Raw genomic sequence first — 292 nt, forward strand, 5'->3', positions numbered from 1 at the left:
CGCAGAAGCTGGGCCTGACCCAGGCTGACGCGGAGGCCGGTGACGTGGACGCCACCGAGGCCGCCCCGGGCGCCGTGGAGCGCACCGCCACCGTGCAGCGTCAGTCCGCCGCAGACGAGGCTGCTGCCGAGCAGGCCGCGGCTGGGCAGGCTGCTGCCGAGCAGGCCGCGGCTGAGCAGGCTGCTGCCGAGCAGGCCGCGGCTGAGCAGGCCGCCGCCGGGCGCTGGGCCGCCAAGCAGGCTGCTGCCGGGCAGGCCGCCGCCGACAAGGCTGCCGCCCAGCGTGCCGCCGC

The 292-nt window shown here is 79.1% G+C and carries 1 pseudogene; it reads left to right on the forward strand.

Annotation, left to right across the window (positions count from 1 at the left end):
* Positions 1-292: pseudogene (locus KVS67_RS14180) on the forward strand (transglycosylase); the annotation flags it as partial.

Source organism: Micrococcus sp. GbtcB5 (assembly GCF_019091605.1).
Classification (GTDB): Bacteria; Actinomycetota; Actinomycetes; order Actinomycetales; family Micrococcaceae; genus Micrococcus; species Micrococcus luteus.